The 22,746-nt window shown below is 72.0% G+C and carries 19 protein-coding genes; 10 read left to right on the top strand and 9 right to left on the bottom strand.

Going from position 1 to position 22,746, the window contains the following annotated elements; translation table 11 throughout:
* Positions 1 to 348: 348 nt before the first annotated feature.
* Positions 349 to 2,280 (bottom strand): chromosomal replication initiator protein DnaA, encoded by a 1,932-nt coding sequence (gene dnaA / locus UIS43_RS18000; protein ID WP_041552117.1) that lies wholly within the window; start codon positions 2,278 to 2,280, stop codon positions 349 to 351.
* Positions 2,281 to 3,099: 819 nt separating this feature from the next.
* Here dnaA and rpmH point away from each other — a divergent pair.
* The 8 genes from rpmH to UIS43_RS17960 all read left to right on the top strand — a co-directional run bounded on the left by rpmH (position 3,100) and on the right by UIS43_RS17960 (position 8,689).
* Positions 3,100 to 3,243 (top strand): 50S ribosomal protein L34, encoded by a 144-nt coding sequence (gene rpmH, locus UIS43_RS17995; RefSeq protein ID WP_013155858.1) that lies wholly within the window; start codon positions 3,100 to 3,102, stop codon positions 3,241 to 3,243.
* 94 nt (positions 3,244 to 3,337) lie between these two features.
* Positions 3,338 to 3,811 (top strand): ribonuclease P protein component, encoded by a 474-nt coding sequence (gene rnpA, locus UIS43_RS17990; RefSeq protein ID WP_071623106.1) that lies wholly within the window; start codon positions 3,338 to 3,340, stop codon positions 3,809 to 3,811.
* On the top strand, positions 3,808 to 4,122 hold the full coding sequence (yidD, locus tag UIS43_RS17985; RefSeq protein WP_026338384.1) for a membrane protein insertion efficiency factor YidD: 315 nt from the start codon (positions 3,808 to 3,810) through the stop codon (positions 4,120 to 4,122). The genes rnpA and yidD overlap by 4 nt, the downstream gene beginning before the upstream one ends.
* A gap of 28 nt (positions 4,123 to 4,150) precedes the next feature.
* Positions 4,151 to 5,095, top strand: coding sequence for a membrane protein insertase YidC (gene yidC / locus UIS43_RS17980; protein ID WP_013155855.1), 945 nt, complete (start codon positions 4,151 to 4,153; stop codon positions 5,093 to 5,095).
* A gap of 137 nt (positions 5,096 to 5,232) precedes the next feature.
* Positions 5,233 to 5,721 carry a R3H domain-containing nucleic acid-binding protein gene (locus UIS43_RS17975; RefSeq protein WP_013155854.1) on the top strand — a complete coding sequence of 163 codons (489 nt, stop codon included), beginning with the start codon at positions 5,233 to 5,235 and terminating at the stop codon, positions 5,719 to 5,721.
* A 340-nt stretch (positions 5,722 to 6,061) separates the two neighbouring features.
* Positions 6,062 to 6,772: a 16S rRNA (guanine(527)-N(7))-methyltransferase RsmG gene (gene rsmG / locus UIS43_RS17970; RefSeq protein ID WP_071623105.1), complete on the top strand. Its 711-nt coding sequence runs from the start codon at positions 6,062 to 6,064 to the stop codon at positions 6,770 to 6,772.
* 134 nt (positions 6,773 to 6,906) lie between these two features.
* Positions 6,907 to 7,722: a ParA family protein gene (locus tag UIS43_RS17965; RefSeq protein WP_049800333.1), complete on the top strand. Its 816-nt coding sequence runs from the start codon at positions 6,907 to 6,909 to the stop codon at positions 7,720 to 7,722.
* A 28-nt stretch (positions 7,723 to 7,750) separates the two neighbouring features.
* Positions 7,751 to 8,689 (top strand): ParB/RepB/Spo0J family partition protein, encoded by a 939-nt coding sequence (locus UIS43_RS17960; RefSeq protein WP_041553283.1) that lies wholly within the window; start codon positions 7,751 to 7,753, stop codon positions 8,687 to 8,689.
* Between the two features lie 143 nt (positions 8,690 to 8,832).
* On the opposite strand, the gene trxA is transcribed toward UIS43_RS17960, so the two are convergent.
* Together trxA and trxB are read right to left on the bottom strand one after the other, a co-directional pair.
* Positions 8,833 to 9,156: a thioredoxin gene (gene trxA / locus UIS43_RS17955; RefSeq protein ID WP_013155850.1), complete on the bottom strand. Its 324-nt coding sequence runs from the start codon at positions 9,154 to 9,156 to the stop codon at positions 8,833 to 8,835.
* A 91-nt stretch (positions 9,157 to 9,247) separates the two neighbouring features.
* Positions 9,248 to 10,180, bottom strand: a complete 933-nt coding sequence (gene trxB, locus UIS43_RS17950) for a thioredoxin-disulfide reductase (protein WP_013155849.1) — start codon at positions 10,178 to 10,180, stop codon at positions 9,248 to 9,250.
* 465 nt (positions 10,181 to 10,645) lie between these two features.
* Here trxB and UIS43_RS17945 point away from each other — a divergent pair, with 465 nt between their 5' ends.
* Both UIS43_RS17945 and UIS43_RS17940 read left to right on the top strand, forming a co-directional pair.
* A complete protein-coding gene (locus tag UIS43_RS17945; protein ID WP_370010936.1) occupies positions 10,646 to 11,794 on the top strand; it encodes a sensor histidine kinase in 1,149 nt (382 codons plus the stop codon).
* On the top strand, positions 11,791 to 12,495 hold the full coding sequence (locus tag UIS43_RS17940) for a response regulator transcription factor (RefSeq protein ID WP_013155847.1): 705 nt from the start codon (positions 11,791 to 11,793) through the stop codon (positions 12,493 to 12,495). The genes UIS43_RS17945 and UIS43_RS17940 overlap by 4 nt, the downstream gene beginning before the upstream one ends.
* Positions 12,496 to 12,589: 94 nt before the next feature.
* On the opposite strand, the gene UIS43_RS17935 is transcribed toward UIS43_RS17940, so the two are convergent.
* The 6 genes from UIS43_RS17935 to UIS43_RS17910 form a co-directional block, all read right to left on the bottom strand.
* Positions 12,590 to 13,495, bottom strand: a complete 906-nt coding sequence (locus UIS43_RS17935) for a hypothetical protein (protein WP_358169570.1) — start codon at positions 13,493 to 13,495, stop codon at positions 12,590 to 12,592.
* Positions 13,492 to 14,118, bottom strand: a complete 627-nt coding sequence (gene sigM, locus UIS43_RS17930) for an RNA polymerase sigma factor SigM (RefSeq protein WP_013155845.1) — start codon at positions 14,116 to 14,118, stop codon at positions 13,492 to 13,494. Before sigM ends, UIS43_RS17935 begins: the two co-directional genes overlap by 4 nt.
* A gap of 22 nt (positions 14,119 to 14,140) precedes the next feature.
* Entirely contained in the window at positions 14,141 to 15,781 is a 1,641-nt protein-coding gene (locus UIS43_RS17925) for a protein kinase family protein (protein ID WP_370010932.1), read from the bottom strand.
* A 279-nt stretch (positions 15,782 to 16,060) separates the two neighbouring features.
* Entirely contained in the window at positions 16,061 to 17,845 is a 1,785-nt protein-coding gene (murJ, locus tag UIS43_RS17920) for a murein biosynthesis integral membrane protein MurJ (protein ID WP_041553282.1), read from the bottom strand.
* Positions 17,846 to 18,004: 159 nt separating this feature from the next.
* Positions 18,005 to 19,831 (bottom strand): murein biosynthesis integral membrane protein MurJ, encoded by a 1,827-nt coding sequence (gene murJ / locus UIS43_RS17915; RefSeq protein WP_370010930.1) that lies wholly within the window; start codon positions 19,829 to 19,831, stop codon positions 18,005 to 18,007.
* A 177-nt stretch (positions 19,832 to 20,008) separates the two neighbouring features.
* A complete protein-coding gene (locus tag UIS43_RS17910; RefSeq protein WP_370013261.1) occupies positions 20,009 to 22,621 on the bottom strand; it encodes a hypothetical protein in 2,613 nt (870 codons plus the stop codon).
* Between the last annotated feature and the right edge of the window lie 125 nt (positions 22,622 to 22,746).

Raw genomic sequence — 22,746 nt, 5'->3', positions numbered from 1 at the left:
CCGGCGCGGAGGCCTCCGACCAGGTGTGGGAAGGGCAACAGCGGCCCCGGAAGGCCTGGGAAACAGGGAGAACAGGGCGTGCCGGGCACGAACCCGTCCGGAGGTCGGCAGAGGCGGCGAACCCCTCCAGAGGCGGGCGTTCGTGCGCACAAGCCTGTGGATAACTCGGCCGCAGGCGTGGTGGGGCCCTGTGGATAACGTGTGCCGCCTTGTGACTGCGTCGCCTTGGGGCCGTGTCGACAGGTGGCCGTGTCCACAGGCCGACACACCGCCGCGGGCCGCGGACCGGACGCCGCGGGGCGGCCCCCGTCCCGGGGGCCGCCCCGCGGCTCGTGCACAGTCTGTGGATCAGGTCAGCGAGGGCTGGTCCTTGATCCGGCTGGTGAGCTCGTGCACCTGGTTGTAGATGGACCGGCGCTCGGCCATCAGCCCGCGGACCTTGCGCTCGGCGTGCATGACCGTGGTGTGGTCGCGGCCGAACTGCTGCCCGATCTTGGGCAGGGACAGCTCGGTCAGCTCCCGGCACAGGTACATGGCGATCTGCCGGGCGGTCACCAGCACCCGGGAGCGCGAGGTCCCGCACAGGTCCTCGACCGTCAGGCCGAAGTAGGCGGCCGTCTGGGACATGATCGCCCCCGCCGTGACCTCGGGGACCTCCGTGCTGGGCACCAGGTCCCGCAGCACCTGGCTGGTCAGGTCCAGGTCCACCGACTGCCGGTTCAGGCTGGCGAAGGCGGTCACGCGGATCAGCGCGCCCTCCAGTTCCCGGATGTTGGTGGAGATCTTGCTCGCGATGAACTCCAGCACCTCGGGAGGGGCCGCCAGCCCCTCCTGCGCGGCCTTCTTGCGCAGGATGGCGATCCGGGTCTCCAGCTCGGGCGGCTGGACGTCGGTGAGCAGGCCCCACTCGAACCGGCTGCGCATCCGGTCCTCCAGCGTGGTCAGCTGCTTGGGCGGCCGGTCGCTGGAGATGACGATCTGCTTGTCGGAGTTGTGCAGCGTGTTGAAGGTGTGGAAGAACTCCTCCTGCGTCTGCTCCTTGTTCTCCAGGAACTGGATGTCGTCCACCAGGAGCACGTCGATGTCGCGGTACCGGCGGCGGAACCCGTCCGCCTTGCCGTCCCGGATCGAGTTGATGAACTCGTTGGTGAACTCCTCCGAGCTGACGTACCGCACCCGCGAACCCTCGTAGAGGCGGTGCGTGTAGTGCCCGATGGCGTGCAGCAGGTGGGTCTTGCCCAGCCCCGAACCGCCGTGGATGAACAGCGGGTTGTAGGCCTTGGCCGGAGCCTCGGCGGCCGCCACCGACGCCGCGTGCGCGAAGCGGTTGCTGGAGCCGATGACGAAGGTGTCGAAGGTGTACTTCGGGTTCAGGCGCGCGTGCTCGCCCGGCGGGACCTCCTGCGAGCGCCCCGGGGGAGAGGAGGGGGCCTTCGGGGCCTCGTCCTCCACAGGGGCCTCCACGGCCTCCGGAGCGGGCTGCGCGGCCTCCTCGGCCGCCTCCGCCCCCGGCGCGGGCGCCTCCTCCCGCGGGGTCTCCCAGCGGTTGGGCCGGTCCCACTCCGGTTCCGTCCAGGACTGCTGCCGCCACCCCGCGGGCTCCTGCGGCCGCTCCAGCGCCGAGGGCTGCTCCCACAGCGGGGGCGCGGTGGGCGTCTCCTGGGGGGAGGCGAAGGTCTGCTGGACCCAGGGCGCGGGCGCGTCGCGGACCGTGTGCGGCGCCTCGTCGGTGGGGGAGGGGTGGTCGGCCGGGGGCGTGGGTCCCAGCAGGTCGGCCTGCTCCGGGGCCGGAGCGGGGGCCGAGGGCCACGGTGCGGGCTGCTCGGCCGCCTCGGCTGCCGGACGCGCGTGCTGTCCCCGGGAGCCGGTCACGGCCCGCTGGGCGTCCGCGGGCGCCGCCGGGGGAGCCGTCGGCCGGGTCGGGCCGGGGGCGGTGCCCGGCACGACGGGGGAGAAGGCGGGCGCGGTGTGCCCCTCCACGCTGCGCGGGCCCTGCGGCCCCGGAGCGGCGGGCGGCGTCGGGGTGGGCGGCGGGGTCGGCACCGCGGTCGGGTCGACCGTCACCGCGACCCGGATCTCCCGGCCCAGGTGGGCGGAGAGCGCCTTGCTGATCGCCGGGTACAGGCGTGTCTCCAGCACCTTCTTGGTGAACTCGTTGGGCGCCGCGATGAGCGCGGTGTCCTCGATCAGGCCCAGCGGACGGGTCTGCGGCAGCCATGCGCGCTGGTGCGCGGGAAGGGAGTCGTTGTCGATCCCGTCCAGGACGCTGGACCAGACCACTGCGAGGTTGACCTGCGCGTCAGCCAAGACGACCTGCCATGGGTGCTTGTCCCTTCGGTACGGGTCTGTGCGGTGCGGAGTGGGGGACGGAAGGGGACGTGGTGACCACGGCGAAGCCCGTGGCGTGTCGGTCGGGCGGGCGCCCGCGGCACCTGGGGCCGCAGGGAGCGACTTCCCATTGTCCTCCTCCCGCGGCGGTGCCGGGTCGGGTGAGGGGGCGAAAACAGCTTGTTTGGGTGGTTATGTGCCTGTGGATAACTTCACTGCCCCCTGAGCTGCGCCTCTGCGGCCACAACCCCGGTATCCACAGCTTCAGGAGGTTGTCCACAGGTTTTCCACAGGCTTGTCCACAGGATGGCAGATCTCCGCGCACAGCGCAGAGTTATCCACAATGTGCAGATCAGAAGGTGTGCAAGAGGGCTGTTCCCGGCATCGGGGGAGCGCCGGCCGGTGCGAGGGGCAAGTTATCCACAGGCTGAGGTTATCCACAGACGCCGGGGGGGTGTGGAAGTCTCACACGCCTGTGGACGACGAGTCGTCCACAGGGCGGGGGAGAGGCGGGTGCGGGTTCCGCGCCGACCGTCCGTGAGCGAGCGCGGAGGCGGGGAGGGGAGGGGCCAGGCCGGACGCGTGTAACCGCCGTCCACAGGCCCGATTTGACCCCGGCCGGACCAGGTCGTATCTTCTTTATGCTTATGCCGACGATCTGCCTGTGCCCGTGTTCGCACGGAGGCGCGGCCACGGCTCATGCACCCGTAGGCCCCGCATATCCTGGGGGTCTGTCGTAGTACTTATCCTGACACGCCCCTGGAGCCAGTAGTGAGCAAGCGTACGTACCAGCCGAACAACCGGCGTCGCGCGAAGGTCCACGGCTTCCGGCTGCGCATGCGTACGCGCGCCGGTCGCGCCATCATCGCCTCGCGCCGTCGCAAGGGGCGCGCGGCGCTGACCGTGAGCCACTAGGCCACGCCCAGCACCAAGCCCTTCGGGACCGTCCGGCCTTCTCGCCGGCCGGTCCCTTTGTCGTGGGAGAAGTACCGAAGCACGAAGGAAGCCGATGCTCTCGCCGAGGAACCGGATGCGCCACAGCGCCGAGTTCGGCTCCGTCATGCGTTCGGGACGGCGCGCGTCCAGGGACTGCCTGGGCGTCGTCTACCTCCCCCCGCCCTCCGGTATCGCGGACGCCGACCCCCCGCGGGTCGGGTTCGTGGTCAGCAAGGCGGTCGGGGGAGCGGTGGTGCGCAAGCGCGTACAGCGCAGACTGCGCCACCTGATGCGGTCTCGGTTGGCTGTTCTGCCAAACGGTAGCCTGCTTGTAGTGCGCGCCCGACCCGCCGCCGCCACCGCGCGGCACGAGGACCTGGCCGCCCAACTCGACAGCGCGATCGCCGCGGCGACGCGCCCCCGCGGGACGTCGTCGCGCCGCCGGTCCGGCCGGGGCCGGCCTCGGCCCCCGGTGGCCGATCCCGCGGTGCGCGAGACAGCAGGGAACCGACGCCCGGACGAGGGCGGAGAGCGGTGGGGCCGATGACCGAGCACAGACCGACGGTGTTCGCGCGCGTGTTGATCCTGCCCATCCGGGGTTACCAGCGCTTCATCAGCCCGCTCTTCCCCCCGGTCTGCCGTTTCTACCCCTCGTGCAGCGCGTACGCCGTCGAGGCGCTGCGCGTGCACGGAGCTCTGTACGGGTTGTGGCTGGGAGCCCGGCGTATCGCCCGTTGCCACCCCTTCAATCCGGGGGGGCTTGATCCGGTTCCGCCGCCCAGGGGGCGCCGGAACGGGGAGTCCGAGGAGTCTGCGGGCGGAGCCGGCCACACCGGAACCCCTCCCGGGGACCAGTAGCTGAAGCGAATCACATAGGAGTTGGCCGGTGCTGGACTGGCTTTACAACATCGTCGGCTGGATCTTGGTCCAGATCCACTCGGGTCTGACCTACATCGGCCTCGACACGGACAGCGGCTGGGCCTGGGGCCTGTCGATCGTCCTGCTCACCGTGCTCATGCGGCTCCTGCTGGTGCCGCTGTTCGTCAAGCAGATGAACACGCAGCGCAAGATGCAGGACATCCAGCCCAAGATCCTGAAGCTCCGCGAGCGCTACAAGCACGACAAGGAGCGCTTGCAGCGGGAGTCCATGAAGCTCTACCAGGAGAGCGGCACCAACCCGATCATGGGTTGCCTGCCGCTCCTCCTGCAGATGCCGGTCTTCTTCGCGCTCTTCAGCGTGCTGCGCAGCGTCGCCGAGGGCAACGCCCAGTACAACTTCACCCCGGAGCTGGTGGAGAGCGCGCGTGCGGCGCTCATCTTCGAGGCGCCCGTCGCGGCCCAGTTCAACAGCACTCCCGAGGAGCTCCTCGCGCTCGGCGCGTCCGACCCGATCATGGCCAAGGTCATCATCGCGATCGCCTGCGTGATCATGGGTACGACGACGTTCCTCACCATGCGCCAGAGCATGAAGCGCAGCGTCTCCCAGATGCCCGACAACCCCATGATGCAGACCCAGAAGATCATGATGTACATGGCGCCCCTGTTCGGGCTCTTCGGTCTCATGATGCCCGTGGGTGTGCTGGTCTACTGGGTCACCTCCAACGTCTGGACCATGGGGCAGCAGCACTTCCTCTACAGCAGGCAGCCGGCCCCCGGCCAGGACGAGGCCAAGGCCAAGAGCGGTGCCTCCGCCAACGGTTCCGCCAAGGGCATGCTCAGCCGAAAGAAGGCGGCGGAATCCGCTCCTGAGCCGAAGGAACAGCCTAAGATCGAACGCAAGCAGCCGAGGAAGCAGCCGCGTTCCAAGCGGGCCGGTGGTGGTCCGCGCTAGGTTCTGCGGCTCCCGGCCGAGAAGGCGTTCGAGTGCGCAGGCGACACTGCCCCTGAGGCGTACGGCGGCCAGGGCGTGAGGGATGAGGAGACGGGATCGCTGTGGCAAGTAGCGAGGAAGAGAGCGGTGGCGTAGCGGTGGCTGAGGCGCCTGAGGCCGGAATCGATGTCGAGGCCCTGGAGAACGAGGGCGACATCGCCGCGGACTACATCGAGGGACTCCTCGACATCGCGGACTTCGACGGCGACATCGACATGGACGTCGAGGGCGACCGCGCGATGGTCTCCGTCGTCGGTGCCACCCTCGACGAGTTGATCGGGGAGAAGGGCGAGGTCCTGGAGGCCCTCCAGGAGCTCACCCGGCTGGCGGTGCACCGGGCCACCGGTGAGCGCAGCCGCCTGATGCTGGACATCGGCGGGTACCGCGAGGACCGCCGCAAGGTGCTCTTCCAGGTCGGGACGGACGCCGCCAACAAGGCCAAGGAGACCGGCCAGACCCAGCCCCTGGAGCCGATGACCCCGTTCGAGCGCAAGGTCGTGCACGACGCGGTGGCCGCCGCCGGTCTGCACAGCGAGTCGGAGGGGGAGGAGCCCCACCGCTACGTGGTGGTGCGGCCCGCCCCCTAGGCGCGGACACCCCGGAGGGGGTGGCGATGTTTCACGTGAAACATCGCCACCCCCTCCGCTTGTACCCGGCTCCTGCCGTGTGGACCCCCTCGCCGTGTCGGCATGTGGCTCTGTCGACTTCTCGCCATGTGTGGCCGGGCCGCGGACCGGGAAGGCAGAAGCGGGGGCCGTGGATGTTTCACGTGAAACCGCGGTGTCCTCCCGCGCGTAGGATTCAGGGTGGATCCCTTTTCTCCGCGCCGCTGCGCGTCCCCCTTCGCCCACCGGTCCCGCCGTGTGCGCGGACGCCGTGGCGAACCGACATGGAAGTGATGATGGACGAGTTCACAGGTGGTGACCGATGACCTCGGGCACTGAGGAGCCCGGCGCCGCGCTCCCCGCTCCCCCGGCGGAGGCGGAGGCGGTCTTCGGCACCTCCCTGCCGACGGCGCGGCGCTACGCCGAACTGCTCGCCGACGACGGGGTGCGCCGGGGCCTGATCGGTCCGCGCGAGGTCCCCCGCCTGTGGGAGCGGCACCTCATCAACTGCGCCGTCGTGGAGGAGCTGCTTCCCGAGGGCGCGGAGGTGGTGGACGTCGGCTCGGGCGCCGGGCTGCCCGGTCTGGTGCTCGGCCTGCTGCGCCCCGACATCCGCATGGTGCTGCTGGAGCCGCTGCTGCGCCGGACGGTCTTCCTCAACGAGGCCGTGGAAATCCTGGAGCTGCCCAACGTGGAGGTGCGGCGCGGCCGTGCCGAGGAGGCGCACGGCGAGGTCTACACCGACTTCGTCACCGCCCGCGCGGTCGCTCCCCTCAGCCGGCTCGCCGGGTGGTCCCTGCCCCTCCTGCGCGAGGGCGGCAGCCTGCTGGCGCTCAAGGGGGAGCAGGCGGAGGCCGAACTGGCCGCCGCGAAGGAAGACGTTTCGAAACTGCGGCCCAGCGTTAGCGATGTGATCAGGGTGGGGCGGGGTAAAGTCGATCCCGCTACCACGGTCGTTCGCGTCACGGTGACCGGTGGTCCGCCCGCGCCGAAGGCGCGCGGCGGCAAGAAGAAGCGCGGACGGAAGAGGTGAACTCCTTCGTGAACCCATCCGACAACCCCGGTGTTTCACGTGAAACATCCTCCTACGGAGACCTGCTCGATGTTTCACGTGAAACACCGTCCGGGGTTCCCGACACTCCGCTCGCCCGTGCGGCCCACGAGGCCATGGCGGTTCGCGGGCCCGACGACATCTGGCCCCGGCCCAAGGAATGCCGGGTGATCAGTGTGGCCAACCAGAAGGGCGGCGTCGGCAAGACCACCACGACGGTCAACATCGCGGCCGCCCTGGCGATGCACGGACAGCGCGTCCTCGTGGTCGACCTCGACCCGCAGGGCAACGCGTCCACCGCCCTCAGCATGGAGCGCGACAACCAGACCCGGTCCATCTACCACTGCCTGGTGGAGGACGAGGAGATCCGCAAGCTCGCCCAGCCGGTCCCGGAGATCCCCAACCTCTGGTGCGCCCCGGCGACCATCGACCTGGCGGGCGCCGAGATCGAACTGGTCTCGCTCGTCGCGCGCGAGGCCCGGCTCAAGCGGGCCTTCGCCGCCTACGACACCTCGGACCTGGACTACATCCTCATCGACTGCCCGCCCTCGCTCGGCCTGCTGACGGTCAACGCGATGGTGGCGTGCGACGAGGTCATGATCCCGATCCAGTGCGAGTACTACGCCCTGGAGGGTCTGGGGCAGCTGCTGCGCAACGTGGAGCTCGTCCAGTCCCACCTGAACCCGGGGCTGGCGGTCAGCACCATCCTGCTGACGATGTACGACGGCCGGACCAGGCTCTCCCAGCAGGTGGCCGACGAGGTGCGCTCGCACTTCGGGGACACCGTCCTGGAGACGCTGATCCCCCGGAGCGTCCGGGTGTCCGAGGCGCCCAGTTACGGCCAGTCGGTGATGACGTACGACCCGGCTTCCACCGGTGCGGTGGCCTACCTGGAAGCCGCCCGGGAGATCGCCCACAGGGCCAAGGTCTGACAAGCGGAAGAGGAGTGTGGAGGTGCCGGTGAGCCAGCAGCGGCGCGGACTGGGCAAGGGACTGGGGGCGCTCATCCCACAGGGGCCCGCGGCCCCCGCCCCCGCCCCCGTCACCGTCTCCGAGGAGGAGACCCAGCCCGTCGAGCCACGGGTGGAAGCCCTGCCCGACGGGACGTACCTGGAGGAGGTCGAGCTCAGCTCGATCATCCCCAACCCCCGCCAGCCGCGGAAGTACTTCGACGACCAGGCCCTGGAGGAGCTGCGGGACTCGATCAGCGAGGTCGGCCTGCTCCAGCCCATCGTCGTGCGCAAGCTGGAGGGTGAGGACGGCCCCCGGTACGAACTCATCATGGGCGAGCGCCGGATGCGGGCCAGCAAGGAGGCGGGGCTCACCCGCGTCCCCGCCATCGTCCGCAGTACCGACGACGACGAGCTGCTGCGCGACGCGCTCCTGGAGAACCTGCACCGGCAGGAGCTCACCCCCCTGGAGGAGGCGGCCGCCTACAAGCAGCTGCTGGACGACTTCGGCGCCACCCACGGGGAGCTGGCCCAGCGGATCGGCCGGTCCCGTTCGCACATCACCAACACCCTGCGGCTGCTCACCCTCCCGCCCAAGGTGCAGACGCGCGTGGCCGCGGGTGTGCTCAGCGCCGGGCACGCGCGGACGCTGTTGAAGGTCGAGGACCCCGACCTCCAGGACCGCCTCGCCGCCCGGGTGGTGGAGGAGGGCATCTCGGTCCGCTCCCTGGAGGAGATGGTGGCCCTGAGGGAGGAGCCCGAGGAGGAGAGGGTCCGCCGTGCCCCCACCCGGACCGCCAACCCTCCCCAGGTCGAGGAGTGGGCCTCCCGTCTCTCCGACCGGCTGGACACCACGGTGAAGGTCAACATGGGCAAGCGCAAGGGCAGGATCGTCGTGGAGTTCGCGACGCACGAGGACCTGGAGCGCATCATCAGCCAGATGGGCTAGCCCCCTTCGGCGGTGATGTTTCACGTGAAACATCACCGCCGAAGGGGCCCCGGTACGGCGAAGGGCCCCCGAGATCCCAGGGATCTCGGGGGCCCTTCGCCGTACCGGCCTGCGGAGGAGCCGCAGGTGCGGCGGGTTCCGGGTTACAGGAACTCCGCGAGCTCCTTCTCCAGGACGCGCTTGGGCTTGGCGCCGATGATCTGCTTGACGACCTCGCCGTCCTTGTAGAGGTTCATCGTCGGCAGGGACAGCACGTTGTAGGAGCGCGGCGTCTCCGGGTTCTGGTCGGTGTTGAGCTTGACGACCTCGATCTTGTCGCCGTACTCGTCGGCCAGCTTGTCCAGGACCGGGGCCATCTGCTTGCACGGGCCGCACCAGTCGGCCCAGAAGTCCACCAGGACGGGCTTGTCGCTGGAGAGGACCTCCTCCTTGAAGGTGGCGTCGGTGACGTGCTTGACAGCGGACATGGTTCTCCTTGGTTCGACGTGTCCGGGGCAGGGGGGCGAGGGGGGAGTCGGTGGCGGCGGCCCCGGGATCGGGCCCTGGGGCCAGCCGCCTCTAGTTGCCGCGCGCGGCGAGGTAGCGCTCGGCGTCCAGGGCGGCGGAGCAGCCGGTTCCCGCGGCGGTGATCGCCTGCCGGTACTGGTGGTCGACGACGTCGCCCGCGGCGAAGACGCCCTCCAGGTTGGTCCGCGTGGACGGGAAGTCCACCTTGACGTAGCCCTCTTCGTCCAGCTCGATCTGCTTGTCGAACAGGTCCACGCGCGGGTCGTGGCCGATCGCGACGAACAGGCCGGTCACGTCCAGGGTGCTGGTCTCGCCGGTCTGGGTGTCGAGCACCTTGAGGCCGGAGACGCGCTCCTCGCCCAGGACCTCGGTGACCGCCGAGTTCCAGAGGAAGGTGATCTTGTCGTTGGCGTGCGCGCGCTCGGCCATGATGCGGCTGGCGCGCAGCTGGTCGCGGCGGTGGATGACGGTCACCGACCTCGCGAACCGGGTGAGGAACAGGGCCTCCTCCATGGCGGTGTCGCCGCCGCCGACCACCGCGATGTCCTGGTCGCGGAAGAAGAAGCCGTCGCAGGTGGCGCACCAGGAGGTGCCGCGCCCGGACAGCTCCTTCTCGCCGGGGACGCCCAGCTCGCGGTAGCCGGAGCCGGTGGCGAGGATGACCGTGTGCGCGAGGAAGGTCTCACCGCCCGCGACGACCTCCTTGACCGGCTTGGTGAGGTCGACCTCGGTGACGTCCTCCGGCACCAGCTCGGCGCCGAACCGCTCCGCCTGCTTGCGCATGTGGTCCATGAGGTCGGGGCCCATGACACCGTCGGGGAAACCGGGGAAGTTCTCGACCTCGGTGGTGTTCATCAGCGCGCCGCCGGCGGTGATGGAACCCTCGAACACCAGGGGTCGCAGCTCGGCACGGGCGGCGTACACGGCGGCGGTGTACCCCGCCGGTCCGGAACCGATGATGATGACATTGCGGACGTCACTCACGCTCGTTGGCCCTTCACACAGTCGCTGCCCTGGCCACGCCGTGTGACCTCAGGGGAAGTTGGTTAGCACAACCGATGGTAGGCGCAGGGCATTCCCTTCGGGACATCGCCCCAGGTTACGGGGGCGGGGTATGCGTAGGAGGCGGTGCCGCGCACCCTTCGGGCCCCTCCCCGGGAGAGCCCGTCGGCGGCCGGCCGGCGCCCGCGCGGCGGGCGGGGACACCGGGAGCGGGGGAACGGCCGGGAGGCGCGGGACGGCCCCGGGAGAACGCGCGTCCCCGAGGGCGGTCGGGAACCCTCAGGGGCGCCGCTGGCGGCCGTCCAGGGCCGACCGCACCCCCAGGGCGACCGCGCCCGCCGCGAGCCCCCACGGGGCGTTCAGGGCCAGGACGGCGGCCACCCGGAGGACGGCGACGAGGACAACCGGTCCCGTGCCGCCACGGGGCCGGGTCCGTAGAATCGCCGCATGCCCAGTGACCGCCGGGGCGTCGTGGTCGACGCGCTCTTCGGGTTCGCCGTCTTCGCCGTGGTGGCGATCGCGGTCGCCTCCGACGTCAGCGACACGGGGAACCTGCCGCTCGGGTACGGGGTGGCCGGGGTCCTCGGCGCGCTCATGCTGGTCCGGCGCCGCCGACCGGTCGCGGTCCTGGTCGCCACCTCGGTCCTGGTCGTCGCCAACTACGTGCTCCAGCTGCCCGTCATCGGCCTGGCCGTCCCGGTGGCCGCAGCGCTGTACTCGGCCGCGGAGGCGGGACGCACCCTGTGGTCGGTGGGCCTGGCCGCCGCGCTGGTCCTGGTCTCCACGTTCACCCGGTTGCAGCAGGGGCAGGACCCCGCCTACCTCCTGGGGTACGAGCTGCCCACCACGGTGGCCGTCATGGGCGCGGCCACGGCCCTGGGCCACGTGCAGTGGCAGCGGCGCCGGGCCGAGCACCAGCGCGTGCGGATCGAGGTCCTCGACCGGCAGGCGCGCGAGTCCGAGGCGGCCGAGCGCCAGGCGCTCGAACGCACCCGTATCGCCCGCGACCTGCACGACGCCGTGGGGCACCACCTCTCCGTGGTGTCCCTGCACGCGGCGGTGGCCGCGGAGGCCCTGGACGACGACCCGGCGGACGTGCCCGTCGCGCGAGCCGAGCTGGATCACGTGGCCAGGGCCTCGCGGGCGGGTCTGAGCGAGCTGCGGGCCACCGTGCGCGCGCTGCGCGAGGCCGACCCCGGCGGCGACCGGGTCTCCTCCCTCGCGCACCTGGACGAACTCGTGGCGACGGTGCGCGCGGCCGGGGTGGACGTGGAGGTGACCGGGGTTCCCGCTCCCGGCGAGGTGCCCGGGATGGTGGACGCGACCGCCTACCGGATCGTCCAGGAGGCGCTGACGAACACGCTGCGCCACGCGCGCGCCCCCCGGGCGCGGGTGGCCTTCTCCAGGAGGGACGGGATGCTCGACGTGACGGTGACCGACGAGGGGACGGCCGTGCCGGTCGCGTCCCCCGGGGGCAGCGGGCTGGCGGGGATGCGCGAACGGGTGCGCCTGGTCGGCGGATCGGTGGAGGCCGCGCCCCGGCCCGGCGGCGGGTTCGGGGTGCGTGCGCTGCTGCCGCTCGGGGACGACCGGTGATCCGGGTCCTGCTCGTGGACGACCAACCCCTCGTCCGCACCGGGGTGCGCGCGCTGCTGGAGCGCGACGAGGGGATCGAGGTGGTGGCCGAGTCCCAGAACGGCCGCGAGGCGCTCGTGGACATCGACCGCCACCGCCCCGACGTGGTCCTGCTCGACCTCCAGATGCCCGTGATGGACGGCCTGGCGGTGCTCCGCGAGCTGGGACGCCGCGGCGGCCCCGCGCCCGGGAGGTCCACAAACGCACATGTCGACACGTCGACGGACCACGGGGTCCGGGTGGTCGTGCTCACCACGTTCGGCGAGGACGACAACGTGTTCACCGCGTTGCGGCTGGGCGCCTCCGGCTTCCTGCTCAAGGACGCTGGTCCGCGGCAGTTGCGGGACGCGGTCCGCACCGTGGCGGCGGGGGACGCCCTGCTCTCGCCGGGGGTCACCCGCAGGGTGATCGAGCGCCTCGCCGACACCGCGGTCGCCCCCGGTAGCGCCTCCCGGCTGGACGTGCTCACCGGCCGGGAGCGCGACGTGCTCGCGCTGGTCGGACGCGGTATGTCGAACCAGGAGATCGGCGCCGCGCTCCACCTGAGCCCGGCGACCGCGCGCACCCACGTGGGGCGCCTCCTGGCCAAGCTCGGAGTCCGCGACCGGGTCGGCCTGGTGGTGGTCGCCTACGAGACGGGCCTGGTCCGCCCGGGCCGGTGAGCGTACGCCCGCAGGCGGCTCCGGCCCCGTCCCGGCGACATGTCGACACGGCGTCAAAGGGACACGGCGTCGGGCGGACACGGGCCCGGAGCGGTCAGGGTGCCCGGACGGTCTCCTGGGCGAGGACGTTCTGGCCGGGGTCGCCGCCCTGGGCACAGGCCGGGTCGACCACGTACACCTCGAACCGCTCGCCCCGGGGGGAGAACAGCACCCACGCGGGGGACTCCCCGTCGCCGTAGCGGGCGTCGTCGACCAGGGTGAAGTGCCCGCCGAACTCCTCACCGAGGAGCACCACGCACTCCTGCACGCCGGGGGGAGCCGCCTGGACGGCCAGGGGGGCGGTCTCCACGCCCCCTCCGGGTTCGCCTCCGCCTGCGGCACCGGTCCCGCCCACGGGGGACAGGTCGAGCGTCCGGGCGGCCTGCTCGGCCAGGGCCGCCTCGGTGTAGACGGTCCCGCTCCGCACCACCTGAGGCGTGTAGGACTGCGCCGTGTCCGGGGCGTTCTCCTGGCCGTTCTCCGCCAGCGGGGCCGCGACACCGGTCTCCCCGCCCTGACCGCCCGGGGTGAGCACGCCGTTGAACAGGGCCGCGCCGCCGCCCCCCACGACGACCGCCGCGGCGGCGGCCAGCATCATCAGCCGGGCCCTGCTCAGGCTCCGCCCGCTCCGGGGCCGGCGTGGGAGAGGGGTCACCGTGGCGCCGCCGGGTACCGGGGCGCCCCCGGTCTGCGGCGGCGCGGCGTCCTCCGTACCGACCGCGCCCGCCGCGCGCTCGCGCGCCGCCTCCGCGACGCGCTGGTCGAGGAGGTCGGCCACGTCCCGGGGCAGGGCGGGAACCGGTGCGGCGGCCAGCGCCTCGGACACCCCGGTGAGTTCTCCCAGGGTCGTCGCGCAGGTCGCGCAGGTGTCTATGTGGGCTGCGACGGTGCGTTCCTCGTCGGGCTCCAGGAGCTCCTCGGCGAAGAAGGCGAGTGCCTCCACGTCTGGATGGGACGTCACGATGGGTTGGCACCTCCTCTCCCAGTTGTGACGTCTCCGGCCTGTCGAGGGTTCCTCAGATGGGCCAGCGACGGGAGAAGTCTGGCGCGACCTCGCGCACACCTGCTCTTGACCGTCCCCGACGCCACGTCGAGGATCTGCGCGGCCTCCTCCACCCGGTAGCCGAGCATGTCCACGAGGGTCAGCGCCATGCGCTGGTCCAGCGGGAGCAGGTCCAGCGCGGCGTTGACGTCCAGGCGCGTCTCGGTCTGCGAGGCGTGGTCCGGCCCCCCTCCCGAGCGGCCGAGACGCTCGTTGGACATGACGTCCAGGGTCTCGTCCTCGGTCGGGGTGGCCGGGCGCACCTTGCGGCGGCGCAGCCGGTCGTGGCAGGCGTTCACCACGATCCGGTGCAGCCACGTGCTCACCTGCGCCTCACCGCGGAAGCGGTCGGCGGCGCGGAACGCGGACAGGAACGCGTCCTGGAGGGCGTCGGAGGCCTCCTCGCGGTCGCCCATCATGCGCACGGCGACAGCCCAAAGGCGCTCGCGGTGCCGACGCACCAGGACCGCGAAGGCCTGGTCGTCGCCCTGAGCGTGCCTCGTCAACAGCTCCCGGTCAGGAAGCTCCTGGACCGCGTCCATCAGTACCCGATCACGTACTCCGCTACTCGACCCCTCGTACCTCGGCCTCGTAGACCGTGCCCCTCCACTCGCCGGACCCGGCCAGCTCGGTGAACCAGACCACGACGTAGCGGGCCTCGACCGGTTCGTCGAGGGTGACGACCTGGGAGCCGCCCGTGCCCGATCCGACGACCTCGTAACCGGTCTCGCTGTCCGAGTCGCTCTCGCCGGCCAGGATCTGGAACTCGTAGCCGCTGCCGCCGAGGTTGAGGTCCACCTCGTGGACCTCGTGGACGGCGCCGAGGTCGAGCTGGAGTCCGACGCCGGGCTTGATGTCGCTGAGCGGGTCCCTGTAGCCCTGGGTGTTCCACTCGGTGGCGGTGTCCCCGTCGTGGGCGCGGCCCGCCTTGTCCGAGTGCTCGTCGGTGTTGCCGTGCGGGTTGAGGCCGCGTGACCCCTGGATCTCCAGCGGGCTCAGCTCCACCTCCCCGCCGCCGTCCGAGGCCTGGCCGCCGCCGCCCTCGGGCGGGGCCTCCTCGCCTCCGCCCGCGCTGAACATCGTCCCGACCGTCCAGGCGCCGACGACCACACCGGCGAACAGCACCAGGGCCGCCACGCCGATCAGGATCTTGCGGAGCGAGGGCTGCGTGCGCGCGGTCCGCTGCTCCATCCGGGAGGGGCCCTGCCGCTCACGCACCTCGGAGCCGCCCCGGACGGAGCCGCCGCCCCGCGAGGAGGATCCCGTCCGTCCGACGGAACCGTGGCGCGCCTCCTGGTCGTCCCGTGCGCCCGCGGCCCCGCCACGGGTACCGCGAGGGCCGCGGCGCGGGCCGGTGCTGTCGAACTCGCCGGTGCGCCGGGAGGTCCCGGGCACGGGCGGGGCCGACTCGGCCTGGGTGACGGGCAGGGGGATGAGCCGGGGCACCTCGGCCATGGCCGCGCAGAAGTCGGCCGGCGAGGCGATGGGCGGTCCGGGCACCAGCTGCCCCGCGAGCTGCGGCAGGGCGGCGCGCGTGGTGATGGTGCCCAGGGGTTCGGTGACGCCCTGGCGGATGTGGTGGGGAGGGTAGGGGCCCGCGGGACCCTCGGGTGCGGCGGGCAGGCCGCTCTGCGGGCCGCCGGGCCAGTGCCCGGTGAGCGCCGCGTAGAGCAGGTTTCCCAGCCCCTGGGCGTCGGTGGCCGCGGGGTCGGGGTTGCCGGCGCCCAGCAGGGCGGCGTCCACACCGATGCCGGTCACCTTGACCGCGCCGCCGCTGCTCCACATGAGCTTGCTCGGGGTCAGGCACAGGTGGTGAAGGCCTCCGGCGTGCGCGGCGGCGATCGCCTCGGCGGCCTCGGCGACCAGCCCGGCGGCGCGCTCGGGCTCCATGGGGCCCTGCGCGAGGAGGTCGGCCAGGGAGGAGCCGATGACCCACTCCTCGACCACGTAGGGGACGGGGGAGGAGTCGTCGGCGTCGAAGACCTGCGTGACGCGGGCGTCGGGAATGCGGCTCGTGGCCCGGGCGGCGCGCACGACCTCGGAGGTGCGCGGGAAGCCCTCGGCGAAGGTCCACACCGCCACGGGACGCGCGAGCGTCTCGTCGGTGGCCTTCCAGCGTGTGGCGCCGCCGGTCTCGCTCACCACTTGGTCTAGGCGGTAGCGGTTGGCCAGCTTCGCACCGGGTTCGATGAGGAAGGTGCTCATGATGGGAGTGACGGGTGCCAGTGCCGTGGTTTCGCGTGCGTCCGCGCTCCCTGGCCGTCTGCGGACCGGAGCGGTACGGGGTGCGCGCGAGGGGTCCGTCGGCCCTGCCTGCTGTCCCCAGCCTCCCTTCGGGCAGTTCGGTTGAACAATGCGGTAGCGGTAAAGCGATGCCTGTCCATGCTAGGACGCGTGAACAGCATCTTCGGAGGACAACGGATACTCGGCCACCTTCCGGTGCGTAACGGAGCGGGTCCGCTCAATCTCAGCTATTCCTGGTGATCAGCGGCGTCGCAACCGGGTTTTGAGCAAATCGAGGAAGGATGTGACTTCTGTCACTTTGAGGAGCTTTGCGGTCACCACGAACAGCACGGCTCCGACGGCGCCTCCCGCCGCCATCGCCGCCAGACCCGGCCAGACCTCGCCCGGCAGGTCCCGGAAGAGGTAGATCATCGCCACCCCGAAGGCCGCGGACGGGGCGGCGGCCAGGTGCAGCCGGAGCAGCGTGGCCGCGGTCCGGCGCCCGTCCAGGCCGTTGAGCCGCCGGTGCAGCATGTACCACATGATGACGGAACCGACGACGTAGTACAGGCCGTACGGTACGGGAAGCCACACCACGACGTGCTGCGGTTCCACGAGGAACAGCAGGCCGATCGCCGTGGTCGCGTGGGCGATCTCGGAGGGGATCGACACCAGGGCCGGGGTCCGGGTGTCGCCCAGAGCGTAGAACACGCGCATCTGGAGCTGGAAGAGCGTGAACGGGATCAGCATCACGCAGAAGACCATGAGGATGCGCCCGATGGCGGCCGCGTCCTCGGCACTCGTGCTGCCCTGCGCGTAGATCAGCACGCAGAACGGGATCGCGAAGACGATCATCGCGACCGAGAGCGGCGCGATCAGCACCGAGGACAGGCGGAAACCGCGTGAGAAGTCGCTGCGCACCTGGTCCTTGCGGCCCGCGGCCACGTGCTCGCTCATCCTGGGCAGCAGCGCGGTGATCACCGAGACGGCGATGACCGCGTACGGGAGCTGGAAGAGCATCGACGCGAACTTGTACGCCGCGATGCCCGCGCCGGACTCGAAGCCCGCGTCGGCGGCCAGGGCGCCCGCGCGGGTGGCCACGTTGGTGGAGACCAGCGCCCCCACCTGCGCGACGACGATGTAGAGCATCATCCACGAGGCGGCTCCGGCCGCCTCGCCCAGGCCCGAGCCCCGCAGGTCCAGGCGCGGGCGCCATCGGAAGCCCGCCGCGGCCAGCGCCCACACCAGGACGGCGGCCTGGACCACCTGCCCCAGGGCGGTGCCCAGCCCCAGCAGCATCAGCTGGCCGTCGGTGACGGTCTCGGGGGTGCGCCCGGGACCGGCCAGGTTCAGGAACCACACGCAGACGCCGATGATGACCACGTTGTTCAGCACCGGCGCCCACATGGGCGCGCCGAACCTGTTGCGCGCGTTGAGCATCGCGCTGGCCAGCCCGCTGGCGCCGATGAAGAAGATCTGCGTGACCAGGTACCGGGCCAGGACGACGGAGACCTCGTACTGGGCCCCGGAGAACCCGCCCGCGTAGATGCGGATGAACCACTCCGCGACCAGCACCGACACCAGCGTGAGGGCGAACAGCACCAGCAGCATCAGGGTGACCAGGCGCTGCTCGACGCCGTCGCCCCCGTCGGCGTCCAGCTTGCGCCGCTTGACCAGGAACGGCACGAACACGCTGGCCAGCAACCCGCCGATGAGCAGGTCGTAGACCATGTACGGGACCATGCCCGCCGTCTGGTAGGCGTCGCCCAGCAGCTGGGTGCCGATCGCCGCCGCCAGGATGATGGTGCGCACGAAGCCCGTGACACGGGAGACGATGGTGCCCAGCGCCATGATCGCGCTCGACCGGGCGAGGTTGCCCGGCGCCGTGTGGGAGGTACCGCCGATCTCGTCGCCGTCCTCCAGGCGGTCGGCGGTGCCCACGTCGCCGATGTCGCTCGGGTCCCGGAGCGTGTGCAGTCCGGTCTCGGGCTCGGTGCCCGGCTCCTCGCGCTCGTAGGTGTCGAGCACGTCCTCCGGCATCACCATGGCGGGCCGCCGACGGGTTCTGTTCCCGTCGGGCGGCTCGGCGTCCCCGGGGGACGTCCGCTGCGGCAGCTCGCTGGACACCGTCGTGCTGTCCTTCACTCTCGTTCGGGCGGCTTCGGGGCCTCGGCGGGGCAGAGCCGGGGGAGGGGGGTCACGGCATCAACGACGCAGCCGGGCGCGGATCAGTTCCACGGCACCGGTCAGCTCCGGGACGCGCAGCAGCCGCGCGCATCCCAGGAAGAGCAGCGCGCCCAGGACGCATCCGGCGGCCGGGGCGCCGATGTAGGTGGCCAGGCCGGGGCCGACGTAGGTGTCGAAGGCCCAGAGCACACCGAGGCCGGCCGCGATGCTCGGGACGGCGGCCAGGTGCAGGCGCAACAATGTGCCAATGACGTGCTTGCCGTCAAGCCCCCCGATGCGCCGGCTCAGCACGATTCCGGCGATGGTCAGCCCGGACAGGAACGAGATCATGAAGCCCGCGGCCACGCCCACGACCACCAGGTTCGGCGGAAGCACCAGGTAGGACGTCAGCGCCAGGGCGCTGTGCACGGCCAGGTTGGCGAGGCCGAGCATCGCGGGGGTGCGGGTGTCGCCCATGGCGAAGAACACGCGCAGCATGAGCTGGAACACGGTGAAGGGCACCAGCCCCAGCGACATGACCGCGAGGATCTGGCCGATGCTCTCCGCGTCGTCCACCGAGATGGACCCGCGCGCGAAGGCCAGGACGGACAGCGGCTCGGCGAACATCGCCACCGCGAAGGCGGTCGGAACCAGCACGAACGCGGAGACGCGCAGGGTGCGGGAGAAGTCCGCGCGGACCGCGTCCCAGTCGTGGTCGTCGGCGTGGGCGCTCATCCGGGGCAGCAGCACGGTGATGAGGGAGACCGCGATGATCGCGTACGGCAGCTGGAAGAGCTGGTACGCCAGGTTGTAGGCGCTGATGCCCGCGCCGACGTCCAGGCCCTCCCTGATGCTCGCCACGTTCGCGGCGTTGGCGATGTTGGTGGTGATCCACAGTCCGGCCTGGGTGAGCAGGGTGTAGAGCATCATCCACCCGGCGGTGCGCACGGCGTCGCCGAGCCCGGAGCCGCGCAGGTCCAGGCGGGGCCGCCAGCGGTAGCCGGTGCGGGACAGGGCCGCGAACAGCACGACGGCCTGGAGCGCCATACCGGCCGCGGTGCCCGCGCCCAGCAGGGTCAGCTGGCCGTCGGTGACGGTCTCGGGGGTGCGGCCCGGACCGGCCACCCACAGGAACACGGCCGCCACGCTCATGATGACGAGGTTGTTCAGCACCGGGGCCCACACGGCCGCGCCGAACCGGTTGCGGGTGTTGAGCATGGCGCTCAGCAGGCCGCTCATGCCCACGAAGAAGATCTGCGCCAGCAGGTACCGCGCGAGGTAGACCGAGGCGTCGAACTGGATCGGCGTGAACCGGGAGCCGTAGAGCCAGATGAGGAACTCGGCGGCCGCGATCGCGACCGCGGTGAGCAGCAGCAGCGCCAGCAGCGTGGTGGTGAACAGCCGGTCCTCGGTGGCCTTGCCGCCGTCCGCGTCGCGCTTTCGCCGCTTGACCAGGAAGGGGATGATGACGCTGGCCATCAGCCCGCCGATGAGCAGGTCGTTGAGGATGAAGGGGATCGTGTGCGCCGTGTGGTAGGCGTCACCGAGCAGGTGGGTGCCGATGGCGGCGCCGAGCACGATGGTGCGGGCGAAGCCGGTGATCCGGGAGGCCAGGGTGCCCACGGCCATGATGGCGCTGGAGCGCATCATGCCGCCGCCGCCCGACCCGGCGTCCCCGCCCCGGTCGGAGCCGCCGCCGGAGTCCCCTCCGGACCCGGGGGCGGTGTCGGTGACGGGACCCGGCACATCACCCTCCTCGAAGGTGGGCGCGGGGCCGCTCTCGGGACGGACCGCGCTCGGGACCGGGGCTTGCGGCTGGGGGCGTCGGCGGTGCTTCCCGCCGCCGTTCGAAGAGTCGGTGACCACCGTGGATCAGGCTTCCTTTCGTCCGACTGGGGAATGTCCGGCCGCGGCGCCGTGGTCCGGCGTCCGCGGGTCGGCCACGCGGGTGCGGACCGCGTGCGCCGACATGGAGACGTGCGGGTGTGTCGACATGGCGTCCTGTCGGTAGGGAGCCATGTCACCCTCTCCGGAACCGCTGGGTCACGTGCCCGTGCCGTCGCGGTCCCGCTCCGCGCCGCCCGCCGCGGCTGGGGAGTCGGCTTTCTCGTGGCCGGAGTGGTCCTCCGGCCGCTCGGTGTCCTCGGCTCCGTCCGCCTCCCCGTCCGGGGCGGCCTCCCCGGCGGGGGAGGCGTCCTTCGCGGGGGAGGGGCCCCCGGCAGTGTCCGAGGCGGTGTCGCGGTCCGTCGCGGAGGAGGTGCTCCCGGACGGGTCCTCGGAGGGTGTTGCCCCGGAGTGTGGGACGCCCGCGGAGCCCTCGGTGTTCGCGCCGTCCCGGTCCGCCCCGGAGGCGGTTCCGGAGGCCTCCGCGGCCTCGGGCGCCTCGGCGGTCCCGGAGGTTTCGGAGGCGGCCGCGGCGGCCTTGCTGCGGGCCCACTTGCGCAGCGCGCGCGGGGCCAGGGCCGCGACGAGGATCAGCAGGCCGATACCGCTGATGGCCAGCGCCTGGGTGCCCAGACCGGTGGCGTTCACCGGGATCTCGACGTCCTGGCTGCTGATCGGCTCGCCTTCGGAGTTCTGCAGCCCCACGTTGAGGACCGTGCGGCCGTTGACCCGGGCCGACAGCGGGATGTACACCGTGGTCCTGGTGCCCGGCTCCAGCTCGAAGGAGTGGTTGTACTCGCCCACGCTCAGGCGGTCGGAGTTCTCGGAGAAGACCGACAGGTTCACGAAGACGGTCTCGTCCTCCAGGTCGTTGGCGACCAGGACACCGGTGGTGCCGGTCCGGCTGGCCAGGGTGACCGGCTCGCCGGGGATGACCCGCACGTCGTTCATGCGGTCCTGCACGTCCTGGGCGACCAGGGAGCGGGTGGCGCCCGCCATGGCCTCCTCCTCCCGCCAGTACACCGACTCCAGGCGCAGCAGCGCCGGGCGGAGCGGGTCGCTGTCGCCGACCAGGACGCTGTTGAACAGGCGCACGTCCCGGCTCACGTCCTCGATCAGCTCCAGGTAGGTGGAGCTGAGCTCCTCCCCGTAGGCGCTGTCGGGGTAGGTCAGGGACCGGCGGGTCCGCTCGCGCTCACCGGCGTCGGGCAGCTCGACCTCGTCCAGGCTCCGGGGGGACAGCCACGGCAGGTCCTCGGAGGCGGCCAGCACGCCCCGGGCGAACTCGGCGTCGGGGTTCCAGTCCGGCTCCGGTGAGGCGACGACCACCCGGCCGCCCCCGGCGTTCTCGCCCGCGATCATCGCCGTCTCGGCGGCGAAGCGCTGGAGCGCGAGCTCGGACTGGCCCGGCTTCCCGGTGGGCATGGACAGCACGTCGGTGATGCCCTGGTCGGCGACCAGGGCGAACGGCTCCTCGGACGCCTCCTCCTCCGGCGCGGGGAGCGGGGCCTGCGCGGTGGGGGTCGTGGACAGCCAGGACACGGCGGGCAGGGCCCTCTCGTCGAGCAGGAAGCGGGTCGCGCCGTGCGAGGCGAGCAGCTGGTGGACGCCCCGGTCCATCAGGCCGCCGGGGGGCAGGGCGAAGGTCTCGTCGGCCTCCGTCTCCAGCGCGCGCAGGACCGCCTCCTGGCCGACCCTCAGGGCCTCCTCGGCGTCGGAGCCCATGTCGTTCCGCAGCAGGGCGGCCAGGTCGGCCCGGGCGTAGGGGGTGGCCACGACGTGGTCGGCGGCCAGCACGCGGCGAGCCTCGCGCAGCCACACCTGGGCCGCCTCGCTGGCCTCGACCTCGTGCCGCACCGGCTCGGACTCGGCGGGCACCGCGAGGGGGTCCTCCACGACCGCGTGCCCGGAGGAGGCCATGCGCAGGACGTCGTCGAGCGTGCCGGGGTCCACGGCCCAGGTGACCGGGACCCCCCCGGTGCGCTCGGTGGCCTCCTCGGCGGACTCGTCCTCGTCCTCCGCGTTCTCCGCGCCCTCGCCGGTGGCCTCCTCCGTGGGGAGGGCCTCCGCGGTCTCCTCCGCGGTGGCCGTGCCCTCCGAGGGCTCCTCGGACTCCTCGTTCAGGCCCAGCAGCTCGACCAGGTCCTCCTCCCCGGCCTCGAAGGACACCGGCGCCTGCGCCCCCGCGGCCAGCAGGCGGCCCAGGCGGCCGTCGGCGGCGACCGACGAGTGCAGGTCGTCGTCGAGGAAGGTGTCCTCGTCCGCGCGCTGGGGCGACGCCATCAGCGGCCACACCCAGGCGATGTCCACGGAGGGGACGTCGTCCCCGCCCGTGTAGGGGAGGAAGGTGTACTGGGAGCCGATGACCCGGCCGCCCCCGTCCACGGCCTCGACGACCAGCGGGTAGACGCCGTAGGAGTCCAGGTCGAGGTCCTCGACCGGCACGCTCAGGGAGTACTCGGCGCTGGCCTCGGGGGCCAGTTCCGCGGCGACCTCCTCGTCGGGCCCCGGCGCGTCGGGCTGCCAGCCCTCTCCCGAGGCGAACTCGTCCAGCTCGCCGCGGTCGCTGAAGGGGTGCCGCGAGTAGCTGAGCCGCACGCTGACGTCGCTCAGGTCCTCGGAGGTGGTGTTGGTCACCTCGCCGACGACCCGCAGGGTGCTGTCCTCGTCGGCCGCGTCCGGTGTGACGCGCTCGACGACGAGCGGATCGGCCGTCTGCTCCGCGTTCGCGGACGTGGCCGGTATCGGAAGCAGCGCGGTGGTGAAGGCCATGACCACCGTCGCGGAGACAAATCGACGCAACGCTTGACCGGTTTCCTGACTCGGGTCCAGGTGGCCGTCCCGCCGGTGACGCGGTGCGGGGGGACGGTCGGAAGTACCCGCACGGCGCACACGGC

This window comes from Nocardiopsis sp. LDBS0036, from assembly GCF_041228755.1.
Lineage (GTDB): Bacteria > Actinomycetota > Actinomycetes > Streptosporangiales > Streptosporangiaceae > Nocardiopsis > Nocardiopsis dassonvillei.
This window is presented reverse-complemented; position numbering and strand designations above follow the sequence as displayed.